This window comes from Psychrobacter sp. 1Y11 (genome assembly GCF_052259045.1).
Classification (GTDB): Bacteria; Pseudomonadota; Gammaproteobacteria; order Pseudomonadales; family Moraxellaceae; genus Psychrobacter.
On the sequence record NZ_JBQQER010000003.1, the window covers coordinates 134,116 to 156,814 of the forward strand.

Consider the following 22,699-nt stretch of genomic DNA (forward strand, 5'->3'; position numbering starts at 1 on the left):
AAGATCCATTTCACAAAGATGAATAAAATATAAGCTAAAGATTAGCTGCACTGTCGGTGCTAGCCGTCTCATTCTCTGCTTTGACATGCCAAGCTATAGTAAAGCCGTTTTTGTAACGTAGATCTATCGACTGCATCTCACTACGACGATCATGCAATTGCGCGGCCAATAATTGGCTCAGACTTAGTAACTTCTGAGCAGTATTTTCATTATCTACAATCACACGTAAGCCATTATCAAAACGAACCAACCACGTCATACGCGGCGTCAAGATAATATCTTCAACTTGCATTTCAAGCGGCGCATACCAGTCGTTGATCTGCTGCATTTGCTGCATGATGACCGGTGCTTGCTCGATAGCGCCTTGCAAGGTTGCAAACTGAGGTTGGCGCAAGTCGCTACTATCAGCAGGTACAAACACCTCGCCTTTAGCGTCTACTAGTCGCTCAGTACCAAAATTGGCAATCGCTTGTTTTGGGAGCGCGGTTATAACAATCCCGCGTTGCCAATCTCGAGTCACACTCACCTGATCAACCCAAGCGGGTCTCATTGCGATATCACGTAAAGACTGCAAATCATTGGTAAAAAAGCTGCTAACGGTTTGCTGACTCATCGTCTGTTGCAAGCTCTGATACTGAACCGCGCTCAGTCCTTGAGTGCTGACCTGTATCGTAGCAGGCGGCGCGTCGCGTAAAGCCTTAGCACCCATAGCTAATATCAATAATAACAGGGCAACTACGATAGCCGTAAAAAAATATTTAGCCGAATTTGGGAGTGGTAAGCTTCGTTTCGGACGATCCGGTTTACTATTCATGAGCTCAGCCACATCATCGACAGTTTGAGCCATAATTGCATCCGTCCCTATACTCGATTGATTTTACACTTAATATGTACTAAATCTTACTAAATACTGGCGTAACGAGCTTCAGTAGTCCGTTCATTTACAAAGGTATTTTAAAGTTGTTTTTAACAGTACGATTAGTGAGCGCTTGACTGAGTGCTGCTAGGGTTAAAATGCGACAATCCTAGCAAAAACAATACAATCACTGCAATATTAACGTATTTTCTAGCTAAACAATAGCCTAACCCGAGTTGTGATTAAGGAATTTACACAAGTTTACACTAAGCTATGTTATAGCAAGTTTAGCTCGGGTTATTGCATGTCATTTGCTTTGATTAAATTGAGCCTACAAAGCTACAAAGTCTGCGATAAAATATGCCAACATAAGCTATCAAAATCCATGCCGCGAGCTTTGGCAGCCATAGGTACTAAGCTATGACTAGTCATCCCAGGTACGGTATTAATCTCCAGCAACCAAAAGCTCCCGCTATTGTCCTGCATCGCATCGATACGACCCCAGCCTTTAGCATCTACCGCTCGAAAAGCGGCTAGGCTCAGCTCTTGTAAATGCTGTTCATCACTAGCACTCAGACCACAAGGGATATAGTAGCTGGTATCGTTGCGATTATATTTAGCTTCAAAATCATAAAAGTTGCTAATATCAGCAGGCTCTAAGCGAATGATTGGATAAGCTTCATCATCGACAATAACGATAGTGAATTCGCGCCCGGTAATCCAGCGCTCAGCCATAACCGCATCACCGCACTGTACCGCAGTAGCATAGGCAGCTGGTAGCTCATCTAAATGGTTGACCTTAGTCATACCGATGCTAGAGCCTTCGTGTACTGGCTTAATGATTAAAGGCAGACCGAGCATATTGACCACTTGCTGCCAGTCGGTATCCGCGGTCAGTAATGAGAATGGCGCTGTCGACAGACCACAACCCTGCCACAGCTGCTTAGTACGTACCTTGTCCATGCCAAGCGCCGAAGCCAATACCCCTGAGCCGGTTTGCGGAATATCTAACCACTGCAATACGCCTTGCAATAGCCCATCTTCACCGCCGCGACCATGTAAGACATTAAACACACGGTCATAAGCACGCAGCTCAGTGATGTCTTGATCTTTTGGATCAAAATGCTCGGCATCAACGCCCTGATTTTGTAGCGCTTGTAATACTGCTGCGCCACTATCTAAAGAGACCGTGCGCTCATTACTGTTGCCGCCATATACTACCGCAACCTTGCCAAACACACTGGCGTCTTTGACTAGCGGAGCAGCGCTTAAAGCTTGGTCATTATCGACTGGTTCGTTATCAAACGCTTGCTTATCATTGGCCTCTTGCTCACTTTGAGCTGCCGCTAATGCCGGTTCTGGGTTTTCTATATTGGCTTCATGAATGTGCTCGTTACTATCTTGCGTGAGGCTTTGACTATTTTGACGATTCATATATAAATTCCTAACGTTCTTTTGAAGGCTAAGCGCGGCGCTCTATCATGGTAGAGCCGACTATTTCAGAGGCTATTTTAAATACAATTGATTAGCAGCCAATTCAACCGCAATCTGCCCGACATTACCCGCACCTTGGGTGATAAGCATATCGTTAGCTTTTAGCAAACGCTGCATCACTGGCGCTATATTATCTTTATCAACGATAGTCGGTTCCACTTCACCGCGCAGACGAATGCTACGGGCGAGCGACTTGGTATCTGCGCCATTGATATGGTTTTCGCCTGCAGAATACACCTCTAATAATAATAACTCATCGACGCTAGAGAGTACTTCCACAAAATCATCGAAACAGTCGCGAGTACGGCTATAACGATGCGGCTGGAACATCATCACCAAACGGCGCTCAGGAAAGCTTTGGCGAGCGGCTTTAATCGTGGCATCAACTTCTTTAGGATGATGGCCATAATCATCAATCAATAACACATCACCCTCATCAAGGGCGACCGCTTCATGCTGCTCAAAACGACGTCCGACTCCAGCGAACTTCTGCAACGCACGGGTGATAGCTTCATCATCCACGCCCTCATCAGTTGCCATAGTAATAGCGGCAAGCGCGTTATAGACATTATGAATCCCTGGAATATTAAGGGTCAAACGCAGCGGCTCATGATCGCGGCGTAATACGGTAAAGTGGGTTTTGGTTCCTTCCGCTACCACATCAATCGCCTGTACATCATTAAAAGGCTCAAGTCCAAAAGTCAGTACCGGACGGCCAATATCATCAATCATGTCATATAACTCAGCATCATCACCGCAAACTACCGCTAGGCCATAAAAAGGCATGTTTTGTAAAAACTGAATGTAGGCGGCTTTGAGTTTATCGAAGCTATTCTCATAGGTTTCCATATGGTCTTGATCGATATTAGTGACAATGGCAGACATTGGATGTAGGGTCAAAAATGAAGCATCTGACTCATCTGCTTCAGCAACTAAATAACGACTACTACCAAGCGCGGCGTTCTTGCCCGACGCGTTGAGCTTACCACCGATCACATAAGTAGGGTCTAGCTGACCCTCAGCCATCATCATCGTCAGTAGACTGGTCGTCGTGGTTTTGCCATGCGCGCCTGCCACGGCGATACCATGACGATAGCGCATCAGCTCACCGAGCATATCGGCGCGGCGTACCACAGGCAAACGCGCTTTTAGCGCCGCTTCAATCTCAGGATTGCTACGATCAATAGCTGATGACACCACAATCACATCAGCATTGGAGATATTCTTTGAGTCATGACCGATAAATATCTCGATGCCAATACTCGCCAAACGCTGAGTCACTAGGCTGTCGTTAATGTCAGAACCGCTGACTTGATAGCCTTGGTTATTCATCACCTCAGCGATACCGCACATCCCTGAGCCGCCAATACCAACAAAATGCAAATGCTGAATACGGCGCATCTCTGGGATCTCAATCAGGCGTTTTGGCAGAGCTTTAGTAGAGGTAGGCATAAAAGGGTCTCAATAGAAAAAGTAAATATATAAAGATTAAAAGCTAAGAGTCAGAAATAAAAAGTGGTAGCAAGACTACAACACTTACAACGAACCCCAAATGATATCAGACACTTGCCTAGTAGCACTACGGTTGGCAAGCGCATGGCCTTTTTCTGCCATCTCTAAACAGCTGGCACGGTCAAGGGCGCTTAGCTCATTGCTCAGACGTTCGGGCGTCAGCTCAGATTGCGGCAATAAAATAGCGGCACCATGATCGGTTAAGGTACGCGCATTAGCAGTCTGATGATCATCGACAGCATGTGGCAGCGGTACAAATATGGCTGGGATACCAACGTTTTGAATCTCAGTCACTGTGAGTGCTCCTGCGCGACAAACGATCACATTCGCCCAATTATAAGCGGCAGCCATATCATCGATAAACGGCTGAACTTGCGTGCTATGACGGCTCAAGTCTTCATTATCGTAAGCCGCTTGGGTGGCTGCCTCGTTATTACGTCCACATTGATGCCGCACCGCAAAAGGCCTATCTATCAAAGCCAAGGCTTTGGGAACATTATCATTGAGCACTTGCGCACCCAAAGAGCCGCCAACGACTAGCAAGCGTAGCGGCGAATCATCATCGATATCATATCGATCTGTAGGAGCGGCTACCCCAGTAATCGTATTACGTACCGGATTGCCCACCGTTTCAAGCTTAGAATCTTGCTGACTGTTGCCAAAAGTATCCTCAAAAGCTTGCAAGACTTTGGTCGCCACCTTGGCCAGATAACGGTTACTCATTCCGGCAATGGCGTTTTGCTCATGGATAATAAGCGGGGTGCCGGTCATACGCGCCGCGATACCACCAGGAGCAGTTACGTAACCACCAAAGCCCACTACCATATCAATCTGATTGCTACGAATCACTTTCATCGCCGCCATCGTCGCTGACAGTAAAGTCACGGGCAGTTTTAATAAGCGCCCAATGCCTTTACCGCGTAGACCTTGCATATCAATAGCATGAAACGGATAACCAAGGGGTTCAACCAAACCATTCTCCATACCCTTTGGCGTACCTAGCCAGTGAATAATAGCACCGCGCTTAGTCAACTCCTCGCTTACGGCAAGCGCTGGAAACACATGCCCGCCAGTACCAGCAGCCATCATTAATATATGCGGAGTCTTCATGCACGTCTGCCTATCTTTACTTTATTTATATGAAGGGGTTATTGTTTTGCCGTTGTGCCCGTATCGAGACATTTTTGCACTATAAAACCTCGCATAGTATAGAGGAAATTACTATCTGATATATAGTGCTTTCTACCTGGTATATAACAAAAATCCAAGCCGTGAATAATCACAACTCGGTGTTATAGTTGACTGCTATATAAAAATAGAAAAACAAAGCTTAACGGCGCTTTAAAATCCGAGTTTTGCCCAGTAATGATATACCTTTATAACCTCGAAGTTTCAGCGTATCACCTGTCAACTCAGCTTTTCCAGAAAACGTTCTTCCGGTTTCTGGCTCAATCCCTGAACCCTTGATGTATTTATTAGCATCATTAGGATCTGTTTCCAAATCCCAAAGCACAGTCGCACCCACCAAAGGCTTGTTTTTAAACTTACCTTTGCACTCATTACAGACTTTTTTGTCTTTGGCTCTGGGGTCTAGTATCTCAACGATTTTTGCTGAAAGCTTGCCGTTGTTCTCAGAGAATCTCAATACCGCATCGGGCTGACCATTATCATTATAAGTAGTCCATTTGGTATTATTTAGCTGATCTGCTGCACTAGCGCTAAGACTAAAGGCTAAGCCAACAGTGAGTACCAATGATTTGGTAAATGTGTCCATATTACGTCCTTGTGGTTGAAAACTTAGATAATACTGCCTCAGCGTTTAAAGCTTCAATATGCCACTAGCTTATTGCAATATAGCTTAGCACAACTGCCTTTATGCAACTGTGCTGCTAAGTTCGCTATTCATCACGCTTTTATTACTGATCTGTCTTAAATATCAAATAGCCAGCTTGTTTTCAACAGCGATTATGAAATCGACACCGATATCTGTGCCGCATTGATCATCGATCTCGCGTACACAAGTGGGACTCGTGACATTAATCTCCGTGATACGGCCGCCGATTAAGTCCAAGCCAACAAACATCAGCCCTTTTTCTTTGACAATAGGGGCAACCGCTTGCGCCACTTTGCGCTCGGTGTCAGTCAGCGGCATCGCCACACCGCTACCGCCAGCAGCTAAGTTACCGCGAGTCTCGCCTTTGACCGGAATACGCGCTAAGCAGTAATCGACCACTTCGCCATCAACGATAAGCACGCGCTTATCACCTTCTTTAATCTCCGGTAAATAACGCTGCGCCATAATAGGCAGCGTCTCAAGCTCCGTTAATATCTCAAGGGTAACGCCAATATTAGCGCTATCAGCAGTGAGGCGGAAGATGCCGGTGCCGCCCATGCCGTCTAGAGGCTTGACAATAACGTCTTGCTGCTCAGTAATAAACTTGCGAATATGGGCTTGTTTGCTCGTGACAATCGTCGGGCTCATGTACTCGCTGAACCAAGTCGCAAATAGCTTTTCATTACAATCGCGAATCGCTTTTGGATCGTTAACCACTAACACACCAGCCGCTTTGGCATGATCGAGCATATAAGTGGCATAAACAAAACGCATATCAAACGGCGGATCTTTACGCATCAAAATAACATCATAATCACTAACCGGAGCAGTCGTCTTCTCGCCTAAACTATAGAAGTGCTCAGGGTTGCGATACACTGTGACTGGCTGCGAGTCTATCATCAGCTGACCCCGATCTAGCCATAAGTCATGAATCTGACAATAGCCTAATGTATGGCCGCGATCTTGCGCCGCCCACATCATCGCAAGACTGGTATCTTTTTTATAATTGACAAGTTCAATAGGATCCATGATGACTAGTATATTTAGGGGTTTTGTAGCTGTTTGGTTTTTCATATTCATAATAGGGCTCACTATTTTTATTATTGTTTAGATAAGAATTCTCTTAAACTGAGGTGCAAATGCTAGACTCCGTATTGCTCACGGTAATGCTGCATTTTTGCTAATTGCTGAGCATCTTTATACTGACTGTTATCATCGGCTAGATAACCGATCAAATCATCAATATCGACTAAAGCGCGTACTGGTACTTGCAAATTCGCGGCTAACTCCTGAATAGCAGACTGCTCATTTTGGCCTTTTTCTTTACGGTCTAGGGCGACAAGGATACCAGCAACGCTAGCGCCTGCCTGCTGTAAAATCTCTATCACCTCTCGCATCGCAGTGCCGGCGGTAATCACATCATCGAGAATCCAGACCGTTTTACCTTGCACATCAGTGCCGACCAAATTGCCGCCTTCTCCATGCGTTTTGACTTCTTTACGATTATAGCCCCAATCCGCGTTAACTCCATGATGTAGCCACAACGCTTGCGCAGTCGCTGCTACAAACGGTATGCCTTTATAAGCGGCACCAAAAATAACTAGCGTGTCATCGCGAGTATTTGAGTTATCAGTATTATCAGCCTCATTAACCGCCAACTGCTCAACCAATGCATCTGCATAACCTCTAGCTAATAATGACAGCATTTCACCTGATGCAAGCAAACCGGCATTAAAAAAATAAGGACTAATTCGTCCAGATTTGAGTACAAACTCGCCAAATTTGAGTACTTTATTCTCAAGAGCTAATTCGATAAATTGCTGCGCTGAAAAAGAGGCCTGTGTAGCGTTTTGAGCGGTGTTGGCAATGGGCATGAGCGTTCCTGTTAGTAGTTAATAATTAGTAGCAGATAATCGGTAAAGATAATAAAAAATAGACAACAGCAAATGAGTAGGTGACGCTAGCTCGACCAGCCGTTAATCGTATAGTCATTCATGTTGGCATAACGAGTTAGCAAACCACAGCGTGATGAGATATTAAAATACGCTTGACCGTCGTGGCTGACTTGCATATCCCAGCCTAAATGATGCGCTGCGACAATAATGTGACCGGCAAATAGGCGGATCTGCCGATAATGATAACGGCTAGCCGGTGCATGATAAAGCTGGCTTAGCAAGTAGCTGCGCACATAATGGCAGATTTGCTCAGCGCTATAGCTTTGATTGATACTTTTACGAGTCGCGCATTGCTTTAAGGCATGCACTGCCACGCTACAAGCCAAAATATCTGTCGCCAAGCTGCCCTCGCCCATTTCAAAATCCTGCGGCTGCAAAATCACTTGCCAGTCATCAGCGTAAAGACTACTGAGCAGCTCATCAGGATTATAACGCTTAATCAGTGTACGTAACGAAGCCGCAGTATTTGAAGCGGTATTTAAAGGCGACTTATCTGCTAAAAACCCATAACGGCTAAGTTGAGGATAATAAACAATAGCGTCTTGAATATCCGCCATATCAAGCAAATTCATATCGTCTAGTGACGACAGCAAACGATTAGCTGACGAAGGCGGTAATGGTTGTTCACTATCCTGTTTAGGATAACGACGATAAAAGCTGTCCGGCAGTTTTATCAGCTTTGCGGCACTAAGTAGCGATAAATGTTCCGCGAACGGCTTTGAGGCCATTAACTGCCACTTGGATAACGACTGTGTTTTCGGCGCACTAAAACGCGCTGACTTACCATAAAACCTTTGCAGTTGGCCGTTGACCCGCCGTGCAGGCTCTGGAATATCAGTCAAAGGCCGCGCTGGATCAAGTGGCGTCTGCCTAGGGTCAAAATTAGGATGGACAATAGCAGGCTGCTCGCAGCTCGCGGTCTGCGCGACCTCAGCCTTACTGTCTGCAAGCTTGTCCGGCTCAGCACTGCTCTGAGCATTCGGTAAACTCGTATCAGAAGTAAATGGCTGGGTCATAGCGGCTCCAAACAGTTAAGTTGAGGTTCAATAGATAGAAAAATAAAACATTCGTTATCAGAATAAAAAAACTTAGCTTTACTGATGCTGCAAAATGTCTTGATAACCGGTTTGCCAATCAGGATAGCTAAGCCAAGTTAACGGAATGTTGCTGTGCAGGCGCTTACCAGTAGCTAAGATTTTATTATCATCAATTTTTGCAGCTGTAACGCCTAATTGTTTACTGAGCCACGCATCAAGCGTAAGTGTGGTCACAGGCAGATAGTCAGTCGCGATATAAAGCGGCTTTAATAGCTTTGCTTGCTCGGCATCTGTGGTATCTAAAGTTAGCACTTTCGCAATGATCGTCACTAAGTCACGATCCATAATGCGATTGCTCCAGTGCTCCGCGGCAATAGCGTCTTTATTAGTCTCTTGCGCTTTTCGCAAGCGCATCAGCCGCTCGCGTCCATAAATACCGCTTGGACGGATAATGATAGCTTTATCTTCAAACCCTTGCTGTAGCGCTTGCTCTGCTTGTAAGATTATCTTTGAGGCCTCACGCTCAGGCTCCACGGGTAAGGTATGCTCATCAATCCATGCGCCATCATCTTGCCCGTAAACGCCCGTTGAGGAAATAAAAACAATACGATCAAGCTGAGACAATTCGTCAGCCAAAGATGCTAAATGTTTACAAATAGCTAGATAACTGTTGCTATAGCCGTTAGCAGAATACTCATCCGGAGTAACGATAATAGCAATAGCGCTAAACACTTGTAGCTGATCGCTGGTCAAACTCAAGGCATCGGCTTGCATAAACTTGGTATGATCATCCAAATCATAATGCTCGCGTTCACTACGGGCCAGACCAGTGACGGGCACACCGTCTGCGGCAAGTTGATTGGTGACCGGCAGACCGATATCACCTTGACCAATAATCAGCAAATTTTGCGTAGCCATAACGCCTCCTTTTTGGCATAACTTTTAGCCATTATTATTGCAGACAGCGGTTAAAAATAGCGCATATAGGATAGCTGAATATCCTCATTATCTTCAACGCGATCTTGCCAATCGTAACTGGCGTTCATGCGTAACGCTTGGTTTTTATCGATATCGTACTGCACGCCGATAGTGCTAATCGGTTGCCAGTAATTGGCTTGTACCTCAGACAGACTACTGTCGCCATGATACCAATATGGCAGCTGCAATTGGGCTTGCAGGCGTAACCGATTGTTAAGCTGGTAGCGGCAACCGGCATTGATACCAGCACCAATACGAAAACCCTTATTGATACCGCGGCCGCCTTGTAGCATCCCTGTCGCTAAGGTGTAGCATAACTGCTGTGGCATTTCACCTGTCAGCTTACTAGCGTCAGCGTCCACAGTCATAGCAGGCGGCTGTCCAAATACCCAGGATTTGCCATACTCAAAAGTAGCGCTACCGACTAAATGTGCCGCTCCGTCTTGCTGAGAGCCGTCGTTGATTTGGGTCGCCTCTATGCTAGCGCCCCAAGTCTGACCTTTCTTAGCGGCATTGTCCGGGTTAAACGAGCGACCCCGAAACAAAGTCAAATTCTGCAATTCAACCCGATCATTATTGGCATCATCATCTTCAGTATCATAAACCCGTAGCGAGGCTTTGAGCCCCTCTAAATCAAAAAACTGCGGATAGCCGCTAGGCCGATCAAGGGTATCGTGAAAGCCTGCGCGCACGCCAAGTTCAATATAATTATTATCACCGCGTTGACCAACGCCAATATGAGCGCGCTGCAGCCGATGACGATCCAGCGGATTATTATCTGCCGTAGCAATCGGCAAGATTGGCAGCGTTTGCTCATCGGCTGACATACTGGAGGCTGAATTGACCGTTTCTGATTTAATATTATTGAGCTCATCTTTGCTGAGAGTCGTGTAGCCAAGTTTGGCCGATAATTGCGCCTGATTAAGCTGTGCTTGCCTAACGCTGCTATCTGCTGGAGTGTAACGACTACTGGCTAGTAAGTTTTCATCATTTAAAAGATTGACCACATCAGCAGGCACGACCACATAAGGCAGCTGACTTAACAGACTTTGCTGCGGACGCACAACATCAATCAGGCGTAAAATCTCAGAAGCACAGTTGTCAGTGGTAAAGTAATAAGGAATCTCTAAATTCTTAGTTTCCCAAACGTGCGCGATGATCTGCTGTACTTCCGCTGGCGTCAAATCCAACCGATAAGTCCAAGTATCGCGCTCATCGTCTTTGAGATACTTCGCTAGCTTCTCTGGATATGGGTCAATCTCAATCCGATTATCATAAGCGCCACTGACCGACTTGATAGTGTAAAGCACAAAGGGATCATCAGGATCACCATCGACAGTGTCATTGAGTGCATAAGCGTGATTGATTTTGGTAAAGTCAGCGGCGCTAGCTTTGGAGTCGATACGCAGTAGCGTATGAGCAAAGGCTGAGATGGGATTATCTAAATACTCTTCGGCGAACATAATAGATAACTGCTCAGGCGCTAGCATAGCCATCCACTCTTTTAGCTCTGGGCAGTCGGCTTGTAGAGACAACTTATCGATATCTAGCTGCTCAGCTAGCCAGTTTACTCGCGCAGGAAAACGGCATATAACCGAATCATTGGTCGCAGCGGCGGCTTGGTTTGGTGTCGTGATTTGCTTCGCTAAGGCGGCAAGCGTAGCATCGAGCTCAGCAGCTGAGTCCTTGTGGCCATTTGACGTTAAAAAAAACGAGGGATCATCAATAGTGCTTTGGTTTTTAGCCTTACCAAACAGTCCTTTTTTATCGTCTAAAAAATATAACAATCGGCGCCAAGTTTTATGCTGAGCAAGGTTTTGCGTCGCTGCTTGCTGGCGCCAAGTTGCTAATAGCTGCTCTGCTGCTAGATTTGCGCTATTATTTTGCGCATCGGCAATTAGGGTAGTAGCACTGCTCGCTTTAGTTGCCAAGCTAAGAGTAGCGCTAGGATTGCGAGCGGACGCCACTACTAAAGATTCGCTTGATATAGGTGTAGGCGCTATTGCATCCGCAGCAATCATTTTATCCTTAATCGCCGTATTAGCTAATAGTGGCTCATCCTCGACCACTGACGATGGCGTCGGCAAAAAAGCAGAGACTTGCGCGCTCAATAACAACCCAACAACGGCTAGTGGCAGGCGGGCGGGCTTGGTAAGATATTTTGAACTCTCAGCCACAGCCTTGAGGTTAGGATTTATAGACATGAAATAGTCTCTCGTATTATGCTGCATTAGCTTTTTGTACTAGCCCGTGATAAATGATGACTAATAATAAGCACTCGCTTATCTTTGGTTTGGCTAGCGTGTATGATATGTCATCTTAAATTGACTATTAAGCATAATTTTTTATAATCAACTGGCTTTAAGCGCTGACTTTATCAATAATTTTTATACCCTATTCTTATTATAGCAGAGACTACTATGTCCACCACGCCGATGACTATCTCCAGCGGTCAATTATCTTCTGCCACTTGGCTATACTCCCCTAATCAAAATAAGCGTCCCGATAAGCTTAATAGTAACGATAGCCACTCAGATACCAATGCAGATATAGATACAGCTTATATTGATACAATTGTTATCCACAATATTAGCTTGCCGCCCGATGCGTTTGGTCAGACGGATATCAGCGGTCTCCACTATGTCAAAGCGCTATTTACCAATCAGCTGGACTGGGACGCCCATCCTTATTTTCAAACCATCAAAGGCGCTGAAGTATCGGCGCATCTATTTATAGAGCGCGATGGAGCTATCACCCAGTTCGTTAATTTCGAGAAGCGCGCTTGGCACGCTGGTAGGTCGAGCTACTTGGGGCGTCCTGAGTGTAACGACTATAGCATCGGCATTGAGCTTGAAGGCTCAGACTTTAGCGCTTTTACCGATACTCAGTACCAGATGTTAAGTGAAGTTATTGTGGCACTGTATAAGGCTTATCCGAAGACCCGCCGGCATCTGACCGGTCATAGCGATATTGCCCCAGGCCGTAAAACCGATCCGGGTGACTATTTTGACTGGGCACGACTACGCTCGATGGTAGCCAAAAAAATCGATAAGTAATAACCCTTTAATAATAGACTAGATTTCACAGTCAATCCCTTTATCAAGCGTCTGAAAATGCTATAATCCGTCAATTTTTAACCTTACCTTCATCAGCAAACTAGCAAATAGGTTCTCATGGCAAAAAGTCGCTTGTTCCGCTCCACGATGGTCGTCAGCAGTATGACTATGCTATCACGTGTTTTGGGTTTAGTACGTGACATCGTGCTGCTAGGTGTGTTTGGTGCTGGCGGCTTGATGGATGCGTTTTTGGTCGCATTTAAAATCCCAAATTTTCTGCGGCGTCTATTTGCTGAGGGCGCTTTTAGCCAAGCTTTTGTCCCCGTACTATCTGAATATAAAGAGAAGTATAACCTGCAACAAGTACAACTGTTGGTCAGTCGTACTTCTGGCGCCTTACTACTGATCTTGTCGATGCTGACGGTAGTGGTCATTTTATTAGCGCCTTGGGTGGTGACCTTATTCGCGCCAGGATTTGCCGATCAGCCCGATAAGTTTGCGGTTACTGCGGACTTACTACGTCTGACCTTTCCTTATTTGCTGTTTATCTCGATGACCGCTTTTGCTAGTGGTATTCTCCAAAGTTATGGACGCTTCGCCGCTCCCGCCTTTGCGCCTGTATTATTGAACCTTTGTATGATTGGCGCGGCACTAATATTTGCGCCCATGTTTGATACGCCGATTATGGCATTAGGCTATGCGGTGGCTATCGCTGGACTGTTGCAGTTTTTGATTCAGCTGCCGCAGCTATGGCAACAAAAGCTGCTGGTCGCGCCTAAAGTTGATTTTCAGCATGAAGGTGTTAAACGTATTTTAAAGCTGATGCTACCCGCTATCTTTGGGGTATCGGTTACCCAGATTAACTTATTGCTCAATACCATTTTTGCTTCGTTAATGATCGGCGGCTCCGTCTCTTGGTTGTACGCTGCTGAACGTATGAGCGAGCTGCCATTAGGACTGATTGGGGTGGCGATTGGTACGGTGATTTTGCCCAGTCTCTCCGCCAGCGAGGCCAAAAAAGACGATGTCACTTTCAAAAAAACCATAGACTGGGCGGCGCGTCTCATTATTGTAGTGGGCTTACCAGCGGCCGCCGCGCTATTTATCCTCTCTGATGTGATGATGCAAGCACTATTTTTACGCGGTGAGTTCTTGCTGCGCGATGCTGAAATGAGCGGTCTAGCGCTACGAAGTATGGCCGGCGGCATCTTAGGGTTTATGCTGATCAAAATATTTGCGCCTGCCTTTTTTGCGCGCCAAGATGTCAAAACCCCGGTCAAGATTGGTATTGTCTCGGTCTTTGCCAATATGATATTTAGCGTGCTGTTTATTGGTATTTTTTACTTCCTTGAGATCCCTCTGCACGGCGGCCTAGCCCTAGCAACGACGGGAGCCGCTTTCGTCAACGCCGGCTTGCTGTACTACTTCTTACATAAGCGCGGTATTTTCCGTTTTGATAGTCATTGGAAAAAACTGTTTGCGCAGTTTATCATCGCTACTGGCGCTATGGTGGCAGCGCTCTACGTGATGCTGCCCTATTTCCCAACCGATTCTGCGCAGTGGCGACGCATTGTGGCTTTGTTGATTATGTGCGCGATTGGGGCAGCAGTCTATGGCGTTGTACTACTAGTGACAGGGTTTCGTCCGCGTCAGCTCAAGCATGGCTAACTTGAGGCGCAGCAGCGATATAAGTACCGATTGTCAATACTAGGCAGAATCGTCATAATGATTCATTTACCAAAGTCCTATATTCACCAATGTTGAGGTCTACCATGACAACCACTCTAGTATCAAAGCCACTATTATTGGCGACTGGTTTATTGACAGCCAGTTTATTGCTTACTGGCTGTAGTAATAATGACAACACCGATGTGGAAGCAACTGCAGATAACAGCGAACAGACAGTCGTTGCCAATACCAATGGTCCGGTGGAAGAAGCCGTAGCAGCTAATACTGACGGTGTGATTGCCGATGATAGCGAGCAAGTTAGCGCTGACCAAGTAGCGGACGAGACTAGCATGCCTAGTAGCACCATTAATCCGGTGACCACTCCCCCTGATCAGCCAAGCTTAGTCACGAACCCTACTGAGCCAAATACTCCAGAAGATACGGTCAAGCAAGCGCTTAACACGCTATATTATGGCGATGTCGAAGATGCGGTCGGCTACTATCAAGTCGATATGGCAAACTTTGAGCAAGAGCTTGCCAACACTCAAAGCGCGTTTCAGCAAACGGTCGAGAGCGTGACGATAACCAATACTCAATATAGTGTCGATAAAACGAAAGCGACTATCACAGGAGAGCTGCGACTCAAAGGTCAAAGCGAGCCGGCTCCTTTGACTTATCAGCTACGCAAAGTCAATGGTCAGTGGAAGATTTTGGGCTAGAGAACTAACAGATAAGTCAAAACTATATATACTGATACTAGCTTACCGATAAACCTTTAAAGGTTTGGAGATCTGGTAGTTTGGTTCGTTATGCCAAGCATTACTACGTCGGCGATAAAACCTTGCATATCACAAACTTGCGGCATATAGCCCCATTGCTCAAAGCCAAGCTTGCGAAACAACTTTAAGCTTGGGGTGTTATGAGCGAAGATAAGCGCCACGATATTGTGGATACCCAGACTTGGCGCTTGACTCAGCATCCATTGGATTAACAGGCGACCTAAGCCTTGTCCGTGATAATCACGATGCAAATAAATACTGACCTCACTACTGATATGGTAGGCCGTACGCGCGTATAAATCGCTAAAACTGCCCCAAGCGACGATAACAGCTGGCGAGTCAACTGATATCGCTGATCTCGTGGTTACCACATAAATGGGCCGTTTTGAATTATTTAGGTGCTCATCGAACCAACTGGTGCGCTCAGCGCTAGTGACGGGTGCTAATTGAGCAGTCGCTTGCTTACCGGCGATACTTTGATTATAGATATCCAATATTGCCGTTAGATCATCGATACTTGCACGTTGCACAACAAATTTATCATCTAATGGGACTGGGTTTAATAAGGCCGCGGTCGTCTGCGCATGATGACTGATGGCATTCTGTAACATAGCTCTCCTTGAGATAGTTCGTGGTCTATAGTTTGCAGTGTGAGTTCGACTATTTTACTTTATAATGGCAATCCTTGAAGCCCTTTATGCTCGTAGATTCATTATGTGTGTCTTTTATTTAACCGCTCCTATCATAGCTGTAAATTATGAATACCTATTATTTAGAACAACTGATCGCGCCGCCTTATATTGTTAATAAAGAGACTAACGCTAATGACTTAGCGCCTTGTGTACTGACTATTGGCAATTTTGACGGGGTGCACTTGGGCCATCAAGCGATGCTCGCAAAAGTGCGTACATTGGCTGATGAGCAAAAGCTTAGCGCAGCGGTGATGATCTTTGAGCCGCAGCCGCGAGAGTTTTTTGCCCCGAAAAAAGCTCCTGCTCGCCTGACGACTTTAGCAGAAAAGCAAGCACTGCTAGCGGAGTTTGGAGTAGATACATTAATTGTAGCCGGCTTCGATAGTGATTTTCGAGCGCTGTCAGCCACTGCTTTCGCCGATCTGTTAGCACTGCGCCTAAACGTACAAGCGCTAGTTTTAGGCGATGATTTCCGCTTTGGTCACGATCGCACCGGCGACAGTCAGTTTTTGCAGAATTATGGCTTGAAAGTGACCGATCTTCAAACTGTCACTGATGAAGAGCAGCAAGATGATCGCATCAGCTCAACCCGCGTACGCGACTTACTATTAACCGGTGAGCTTGATGCAGCCAATTGCTTGTTAGGCCGCGACTATACGATTATGGGGCAGGTGGTTGGCGGTGATAAAATCGGCCGGACTATGGATTTTCCAACTGCCAATATTGAGCTTGCTCGAATAAAGCCTGCTTTACATGGTATCTTTGCAGTCGATGTGGTCCGCCTCGATGAACAAGGTCATGTTGTAGTGGATGGTCTGAGCGCTCTTGCAGAAGAAGGGCAAACGGGCGTAGCAGGACTACGAGAGCATAGTCTATTTGGTACCGCAAATATTGGTACACGACCTTCAGTGACCAAAGAGCAAGAGTGGCGCTTAGAGGTCCATTTCCCAAACTTTAAAGCTGATCTATACGATAAGACCTTGCAAGTACGCTTTTTGCACTACTTGCACGGCGAGCGTAACTATGAAGGTTTAGAGGCTCTAAAAAAAGGTATTCACCAAGACGTAACTGATTTGCTAGCTTGGCGAGAGCAGCAGCTAGGCTAAGAAAGATTATCGAGTTTCAACTGTCAACTAAAAAGCCACTTTAACAATCGTTAAAGTGGCTTTTTCGATGGATGACTTATTAAGTTCTAACTACTAAGCATCAGGATGCATGCGGACATTTAAATCATCAATAACCTCTACCCAAGCGGCATCTTTTTTCCATTCTTCTTCCAAAAACATACGCTGACTATCCGTCCAAACATCTGCTTTTTTTAGCTCTTCATCCTTTCCTAACTGATTATCCGCAATGAATTTATCAATGGCCTCATCTGAATTCTCTAGCCCTAACTGAGCGAATAATTCATTCATATTGTAATCGACTTCACCTAACATAGTACTTCTCCTTAATGTTAATACGAGCTTTAACAGGGTTATTTTATTATATGACTTCTTTGTAGTGCTATTTTAGTACTTTTTAGCGAACGTCTTCATTGTAGCAAGCCCACTTATAAAAGCTGTTAGTCAATGTTTATCTAAGCTTACCAGTTGTGTTAACGAATCAAGCATAAAAAAGCCCTGCTCGATAAGCAAGGCTTTTGTATTTTTAATCAGAACTTACACCAATAGCGCTTATGGCAGCAAGTGAGATACCGCGTCACGCTCTTCACTAAGCTCTTGCTCAGTGGCGGCCATTTTCTCTTTTGAAAAGTCTGACGAGACATCAACATTTTCAACGATAGACCAGTCGCCATTACTGCAAGTGCAAGGGAACGAGTAGATCAAACCTTTTGCAATGCCGTATTCGCCGTTAGAGTAGACCGCCATAGAGACCCAATCGTCGCCATCCGTGCCCATTACCCATGTACGGATATGGTCAATCGCGGCATTAGCAGCTGAAGCAGCTGAAGAAGCACCGCGCGCTTTAATAATTGCCGCGCCGCGTTTTTGTACTTCTGGAATATAAGTATTTTCATACCAGTCGCGCTCGACTAAATCTAAAGCAGGCTTACCGTTGACGGTACAAGCAGTTAGATCTGGATACTGAGTCGAGGAATGGTTGCCCCAGATGATCATCTTCTTCACATCATTAACAGTGCTGTCAGTCTGTTCAGCCAACTGTGCAATAGCGCGGTTGTGATCTAAGCGAGTCATCGCTGTGAAGTTACGTGGATCTAGATCTGGTGCATTACGCTGAGCGATAACGGCATTAGTATTGGCAGGGTTACCAACGACTAAAACTTTGACATCACGGTTAGCGACGTCATTTAACGCTTTACCTTGGGCTGAGAAAATAGCAGCGTTAGCTTCTAATAGGTCTTTACGCTCCATGCCTGGGCCACGTGGACGCGAACCTACTAATAATGCATAACTCACATCTTTAAAAGCAACTTTGGCATCATCAGTTTGCACGATATCTACTAATAACGGAAAAGCACAGTCTTGTAGCTCCATAACCACACCCTTTAGGGCGTCAAGTGCTGGAGTGATTTCAAGTAAATTCAAAATAACGGGCTGATCTTTACCTAGCATCTCACCAGAAGCAATACGGAATAGCATAGCATAGCTGATATTACCAGCAGCGCCAGTGACGGCAATACGTACAGGCTGTTTCATAGAGTATTCTCCAATTGATTATTAGACAGTATCTTGTTCGACAATATCTTTATTAAGTAGTCGCTTTTTCAGTCATAATGGTTCGAATTAAACACGGCTTTTATGCAAAAGGCGCATAAAACGAGAGCTAGTGTAGCACCTAGTTTAGGGAACCGTCTAGGAACAATAGCAGGCAAGCTGAAGTTTTGCGGGCTATATTGTTACATTTTATGCTAATTCTACTGTAGTATTATCAACTAGAGTGAATATTGATAGCAGTGAATAAATAAACGATAACTCTCTGTGCCCCCTAAAAATCAATTTAAAATGAATAGAGTACAAAATGAGTCAGGATAAAAACTCTAAAAAAGAAGTTAACCACTCATTCAAAACACGCTATAAAACAATATTAGAAAAAGCTTTTAACCTTATAGCTAAGAACTTTTTAATGATAATCTTGCTGTCCATTACATTAGTCTTTTTATATTTATCGGGCACACTTAGCGGACTTTTTTATCTGCTTGTTTACGCGATTTATTATTGACCGCCGGAGATGATGAACTTTTTGCCGCAACTATCGACAACATTGCTACAACTGGCAAAATTATTGCCTTCATAGCAGATATTAATATCGGTCAAAATGGATTGGCGGCGACTACCCGCTTGGCATATCAGATCGATGTCAGACGAACTCATACCCCGATTGAGGCTCGTCATCTGCTTGAGAAAGCTCGATTTCGACACTGTATAGCTGTTACCCGTTGTCAGCTCGCTGGGTAGCTTTAGGTCTCCAGCATAGTTGATAATTTGACGAAAATAACTATTAGCGCTTAGTGGGCTACAAGTACCATAGCGATGCCACACTTGGCTGCGCACCGTCGTATCCGGCATAATACGGTTGACGACTTTAAGCTGCAGCGGGGTCAGACGCGGCTCACTACCACGGCCGCAGCGCTCACCATAGCCTAAATCTAGGCCGGATATAGTAAAAGAATAGCCTTCTAAACATTGACGCATACGCGCACGCGTGGGCTGTAGACTACATAGCGCAGGGGTCATCTCAACCATAAGTACACGCTGACCATTTTTGACTGCGCTTGCCGCTTGTGCAGGCGCTATAAAGACGCTAGGTAATAGTATTAGCCCTGCTAGCTTTGCAACTTTAGATAAATAAACCTCTGACAGTTTTTGCAGGTCTTGTCGATTACTAAAAGGAATAGTAGATGACTGTTGTAAAGCCTGCTTATGCCGTAAAGAAGGGTTTAGCTTAGGGTGTTGTGAGGATTTTGTCAGTTTTATTAGCTTTATGGACTGTGGCTCAGCTGAGGTAGCAGACATTCGGAACCAAACAGACGATTGACGGCCGTTTGCTTGATACTTTGTAAAATTTAAATATTTATTTATCATAGTCAAAAGGATATTCAACAGTTATCAAACAGTAGGAGCAAGCATTAAAAAACAAGTATTTATTATTCCAATTTTGGACGCTAACTAAATAAAAAGCTAGCAATCTATAACATTTAGACAGATTAGTCTAATACTAACAAAACACTTTGTTTAATCTATAGCAAAAACGTAAGTTAGCATAACAAACTTCTAGTCAATGATATAGAAAACAATGTAGCGACTAGTGAAAGTCTCATCTACACCTTTGTCTTTTATGAAGGTTATAAAAAAGCCATCAACATTATTATGTTGATGGCTTTTGCTATAAAACTGCGCTACTAATCACATCAAACGCTATTCTTAAGCAATGAACCTGCTAAAAAGCAGCTGGTACTACTCCCATACGGTCAGTAATCGCTTGCGAACGGCCTAACAAACTACCATAAATAGTCGCATTTTCCATCACGTGCTTGACGTAATTGCGAGTTTCAGGATAAGCAATAGACTCCACATATTGATCGGCAGCGAGCGAGCCATAGACCGGCTGCCAGCGTTTGGCATTGTTAGGGCCGGCATTATAACCAGCGGTTGCAAGGACAGGCTGATAATTGAGCTTACCCAAGATATCACCCATATACCAAGTACCATAACGAATATTAGTATCGCCGCTATTGGCGCGGCTGGCACTATAGCTCTCGCCTAGATTGCGTGCGATGTACTTAGCCGTATCAGGCATGACTTGCATCAGGCCACTAGCGCCAACGTTCGAGCGTGCCGAGGTCACAAAGCGGCTCTCTTGACGCATAATGCCATAAGCCCATGCCGGATCAATGCCCGCCTCGCGGCTATAACGTACCACTGCGCTTTGGTGCGGCATCGGATGCGATAGCGCTAAGTTGTCCACTCTATCGGTATTATCCACCGCATAAATCGCGCGATCGAGCCAGCCCATATCATGCGCTACCCGCGCGGCGGCAATGATCAGATTATCATCACGCTTATCACGAGCTTGCTTGACCGCCCAGTTCCATTCGCGGTTGGCAAACGAGCGATTGGCATCTGAGTTATAAAGAGCAAAGGCACGCGCAAAGTTTGGCTCTTGCATCACACGAGCGCGATCGGCGCTGCTAATGTTAGGTAAGTTATTGCCGCCTAAACGGCTGGCATCGAAGCGTTGACCGATTTTGTCTTTGGCCATTAGACCATAGTAGTCATTACTTTTTGCTAGCTGCTGATACATTCTTTTGGCGGTAGTACGCTTATTAGCATCGCTCGATTGCTCGTAAGCGCGCGCCAGCCAGTATTGCCATTGATCTGATCTTTGGGTCTCGCTATCCATCTTAGAGATGGCTTCAGCGACATCATCCCAACGACTAAAGCGGATAGCAGCCATCGCATAATCTTCGGCTTCTTCAAAATTAAAATCATCGTCTAGGCTGTTACGGAACCAGTCTACTGCCTCACTATTAAAGCCATCATCGGTATTATAATTCATCCTTTTGACGCCAATAATACGATAAGCATAGCGACGCGTGTCATCATCTAATAAACGGGCGCTACGCTGATTGTCCTGCTTGATATCGAAGTCTAACTGTAGCGCGGCTTCGCGATAGGATTTATCCGCGAGGCGACCCATCGCGTACAGATAGAGGTATTGGTTGGTTTGACTGTTGGGCTCTCTAGTGAATCGGCTAAGAAACGAGGAAGGATTGAGCTGAATCTCGCTCAGTGCTGAATAAGGAATAGGCGTCCCCAAGCGTGAAGATAGCGCCATAATATCGCCTGTCTTGCCGACACGCAGCATACGTTTTAGTCTTGAGACTCGGTCACTATTGCTAATAAGCGCGTTGTTATTCATCTCCATTGCCAACTGCTCGCACAAGGCAGGCTGTTTTTTGGTGGTTAACCAAACTTCAGACTTCTCTGCCAAGGCGCGCATAGTATCGCCGCCATTATTGAACCCAAGGGCAATCGCACAGCGCTCAGATCTATCAGCATTGGTAATCAGGTTCGCCACTTGACGCACTGAGGCATAATCATTAGCGCCTGCTTTGGTCTCTGCAAAATCAGCGACGAGCTTTTCGGCCATAACGGTACCTGGGTATTGGCGGACGAACTGCGAGACGGCCGCTGAACTTTGCGAATTAAGATCCAAATTCATTCGCCAATAAGTCGGATACATGGCAAACAGGCTACCACTCATCAGCTGCTCATAGTTGAACAAGCCGCTGATATCGCCTCTATTTTCCGCTTGAGCGGCGGCATTAAAATAGTCCACGCCGCTACTGCCCTGCTGATAGCTATTGCCTGAATAGTAGCTGCCTTCTTGCTCAAAGCTCTCGCCATCACCCCAAGTCAGCTCAGCACAAGCCACTTGTGATAATCCAAGCGCCCCCATAGCGGTCGCTAAGCTCAATGCACTCACTCGCAGCTTGCTATTTTTGACGCTCTTTAATGTTTGTAGACTTAGAGTGTGCTCGGTAGTCGTTTTATCTTTGCTGTTATGAGCAACGCGCAATTTTGTCATACGGATTCTCTTTATATTCTTCAGTGTCAGGTAAGTTAGTAGCAGGTGAATTACTGGCATGTGCATAGCGATTTGGTGCATACCGCTGCGATAAGACAACTTATCATACTATATTTGCTTAACTTTCAACCAATAGCTTTACCATTTATCCATAATTAGGACAGTGCCCAGTAACAACAAAATGATATTGCTCGCCTTTTGATAGCTCGTATTAATAGGATACAGTTGCAAGCTAGCACCACTGCTTTAGCCTTGAGCGCTTAAACAATGGTAAGTCATTAATGAG

At 45.4% G+C, this 22,699-nt stretch carries 19 protein-coding genes; 4 read left to right on the forward strand and 15 right to left on the reverse strand.

The features are described 5' to 3' along the window. Positions 1 to 34 precede the first annotated feature (34 nt). The 10 genes from ACTXGJ_RS03690 to ACTXGJ_RS03735 all read right to left on the reverse strand — a co-directional run bounded on the left by ACTXGJ_RS03690 (position 35) and on the right by ACTXGJ_RS03735 (position 11,870). Positions 35 to 847, reverse strand: a complete 813-nt coding sequence (locus tag ACTXGJ_RS03690) for a cell division protein FtsQ/DivIB (RefSeq protein ID WP_439241602.1) — start codon at positions 845 to 847, stop codon at positions 35 to 37. A gap of 348 nt (positions 848 to 1,195) precedes the next feature. Next, positions 1,196 to 2,290: a D-alanine--D-alanine ligase gene (locus ACTXGJ_RS03695; RefSeq protein WP_439241604.1), complete on the reverse strand. Its 1,095-nt coding sequence runs from the start codon at positions 2,288 to 2,290 to the stop codon at positions 1,196 to 1,198. 72 nt (positions 2,291 to 2,362) lie between these two features. Beyond that, on the reverse strand, positions 2,363 to 3,802 hold the full coding sequence (murC, locus tag ACTXGJ_RS03700; protein ID WP_439241606.1) for a UDP-N-acetylmuramate--L-alanine ligase: 1,440 nt from the start codon (positions 3,800 to 3,802) through the stop codon (positions 2,363 to 2,365). Between the two features lie 84 nt (positions 3,803 to 3,886). Further along, a complete protein-coding gene (murG, locus tag ACTXGJ_RS03705) occupies positions 3,887 to 4,972 on the reverse strand; it encodes an undecaprenyldiphospho-muramoylpentapeptide beta-N-acetylglucosaminyltransferase (protein WP_443565168.1) in 1,086 nt (361 codons plus the stop codon). Between the two features lie 220 nt (positions 4,973 to 5,192). Next, on the reverse strand, positions 5,193 to 5,636 hold the full coding sequence (locus tag ACTXGJ_RS03710; RefSeq protein ID WP_439241609.1) for a DUF2147 domain-containing protein: 444 nt from the start codon (positions 5,634 to 5,636) through the stop codon (positions 5,193 to 5,195). 162 nt (positions 5,637 to 5,798) lie between these two features. Continuing rightward, positions 5,799 to 6,770 carry a glutathione synthase gene (gene gshB, locus ACTXGJ_RS03715; RefSeq protein WP_439241937.1) on the reverse strand — a complete coding sequence of 324 codons (972 nt, stop codon included), beginning with the start codon at positions 6,768 to 6,770 and terminating at the stop codon, positions 5,799 to 5,801. A gap of 68 nt (positions 6,771 to 6,838) precedes the next feature. Continuing rightward, on the reverse strand, positions 6,839 to 7,570 hold the full coding sequence (gene pyrE, locus ACTXGJ_RS03720) for an orotate phosphoribosyltransferase (protein ID WP_439241611.1): 732 nt from the start codon (positions 7,568 to 7,570) through the stop codon (positions 6,839 to 6,841). An 86-nt stretch (positions 7,571 to 7,656) separates the two neighbouring features. Further along, positions 7,657 to 8,667 (reverse strand): hypothetical protein, encoded by a 1,011-nt coding sequence (locus ACTXGJ_RS03725; protein WP_439241613.1) that lies wholly within the window; start codon positions 8,665 to 8,667, stop codon positions 7,657 to 7,659. A gap of 78 nt (positions 8,668 to 8,745) precedes the next feature. Further along, the gene (locus ACTXGJ_RS03730) at positions 8,746 to 9,606 is read right to left on the reverse strand and encodes an NAD-dependent epimerase/dehydratase family protein (protein WP_439241615.1); all 861 of its coding nucleotides are present in this window, start codon (positions 9,604 to 9,606) and stop codon (positions 8,746 to 8,748) included. Between the two features lie 50 nt (positions 9,607 to 9,656). After that, on the reverse strand, positions 9,657 to 11,870 hold the full coding sequence (locus ACTXGJ_RS03735) for an Lnb N-terminal periplasmic domain-containing protein (protein WP_443565169.1): 2,214 nt from the start codon (positions 11,868 to 11,870) through the stop codon (positions 9,657 to 9,659). 216 nt (positions 11,871 to 12,086) lie between these two features. On the opposite strand from ACTXGJ_RS03735, the gene ampD reads away from it, so the two are divergent. From ampD to ACTXGJ_RS03750, 3 genes are all read left to right on the forward strand, one after another. Beyond that, positions 12,087 to 12,722 carry a 1,6-anhydro-N-acetylmuramyl-L-alanine amidase AmpD gene (gene ampD, locus ACTXGJ_RS03740; RefSeq protein WP_439241619.1) on the forward strand — a complete coding sequence of 212 codons (636 nt, stop codon included), beginning with the start codon at positions 12,087 to 12,089 and terminating at the stop codon, positions 12,720 to 12,722. A 117-nt stretch (positions 12,723 to 12,839) separates the two neighbouring features. Next, the gene (gene murJ / locus ACTXGJ_RS03745; RefSeq protein ID WP_439241621.1) at positions 12,840 to 14,390 is read left to right on the forward strand and encodes a murein biosynthesis integral membrane protein MurJ; all 1,551 of its coding nucleotides are present in this window, start codon (positions 12,840 to 12,842) and stop codon (positions 14,388 to 14,390) included. A 104-nt stretch (positions 14,391 to 14,494) separates the two neighbouring features. After that, positions 14,495 to 15,109 carry a hypothetical protein gene (locus ACTXGJ_RS03750; protein ID WP_439241623.1) on the forward strand — a complete coding sequence of 205 codons (615 nt, stop codon included), beginning with the start codon at positions 14,495 to 14,497 and terminating at the stop codon, positions 15,107 to 15,109. A gap of 56 nt (positions 15,110 to 15,165) precedes the next feature. Here ACTXGJ_RS03750 and ACTXGJ_RS03755 read toward each other — a convergent pair whose 3' ends face one another. Further along, entirely contained in the window at positions 15,166 to 15,780 is a 615-nt protein-coding gene (locus tag ACTXGJ_RS03755) for a GNAT family N-acetyltransferase (RefSeq protein ID WP_439241625.1), read from the reverse strand. A 146-nt stretch (positions 15,781 to 15,926) separates the two neighbouring features. Between ACTXGJ_RS03755 and ribF the strand changes: the two genes are divergently transcribed. Beyond that, entirely contained in the window at positions 15,927 to 16,967 is a 1,041-nt protein-coding gene (ribF, locus tag ACTXGJ_RS03760) for a bifunctional riboflavin kinase/FAD synthetase (RefSeq protein ID WP_439241627.1), read from the forward strand. Between the two features lie 93 nt (positions 16,968 to 17,060). On the opposite strand, the gene ACTXGJ_RS03765 is transcribed toward ribF, so the two are convergent. The 4 genes from ACTXGJ_RS03765 to ACTXGJ_RS03780 form a co-directional block, all read right to left on the reverse strand. Beyond that, positions 17,061 to 17,300 carry a DUF2789 family protein gene (locus ACTXGJ_RS03765; protein WP_439241629.1) on the reverse strand — a complete coding sequence of 80 codons (240 nt, stop codon included), beginning with the start codon at positions 17,298 to 17,300 and terminating at the stop codon, positions 17,061 to 17,063. Positions 17,301 to 17,537: 237 nt separating this feature from the next. After that, complete coding sequence (locus tag ACTXGJ_RS03770; protein WP_439241631.1) at positions 17,538 to 18,521, reverse strand: malate dehydrogenase; 984 nt, start codon at positions 18,519 to 18,521, stop codon at positions 17,538 to 17,540. A 516-nt stretch (positions 18,522 to 19,037) separates the two neighbouring features. Beyond that, on the reverse strand, positions 19,038 to 19,838 hold the full coding sequence (locus ACTXGJ_RS03775) for a T2 family ribonuclease (RefSeq protein ID WP_439241633.1): 801 nt from the start codon (positions 19,836 to 19,838) through the stop codon (positions 19,038 to 19,040). A gap of 424 nt (positions 19,839 to 20,262) precedes the next feature. Continuing rightward, complete coding sequence (locus tag ACTXGJ_RS03780; RefSeq protein WP_443565170.1) at positions 20,263 to 22,413, reverse strand: lytic transglycosylase domain-containing protein; 2,151 nt, start codon at positions 22,411 to 22,413, stop codon at positions 20,263 to 20,265. Between the last annotated feature and the right edge of the window lie 286 nt (positions 22,414 to 22,699).